This is a genomic window from Oleiphilus sp. HI0066 (assembly GCF_001635725.1).
The window spans coordinates 1-534 of the sequence record NZ_LWFH01000963.1 but is presented as its reverse complement, the minus strand read 5'-3'; the positions used below and the strand labels follow the sequence as shown (position 1 = coordinate 534).

The following is a 534-nucleotide window of genomic DNA, read 5'->3' as shown; positions in this document are numbered from 1 at the left end:
ATCTAAAAAGGCCTGCAGAAAATCTACCGAAGTAATATCGCAATCTAAGGTATCAGCCAGTACGAGACTCGCTGCGCCTGTCCCACAGCCAATATCTGCGATGCGATACTTGACCTTAAAATCTAAGCCGGCCAAATAAATCGCTTACTCAATCTCTGCTTTACCGCCGGGGCCTTGACGCTCATTGTGCGAGTGAAGATCAATTAGGAGTTTCATTTGCTCTTGCTCGGTAGACATAGGTCACCCCAATAGAAGTTCTAAAATTGAACAAAAGTGTAGCTAAAGTTTGGAAGAATAAAATTGGGGTCAGAGTACTTTTACTCTGACCCCAATTTTTAACGCAGTATAAGTAAGCGCAGTAGCTCTGACTTACTTAACTGGAGGGTGATTCTCATGCCAGTGCTTGGCTATGTCTATGCGACGCGTCACCCAAACATTTTCTTGCGACTGAACATAATCTAAGAAACGCGCCAGAGCCGCGGCACGACCTGGACGACCAACCAAACGACAGTGCAAGCCAATACTTAACATTTT

At 44.9% G+C, this 534-nt stretch carries 1 pseudogene; it reads right to left on the bottom strand.

Annotation, left to right across the window (positions count from 1 at the left end):
• Window positions 1–369: 369 nt before the first annotated feature.
• Window positions 370–534, bottom strand: a pseudogene (locus tag A3738_RS31015) (allantoinase); the annotation flags it as partial.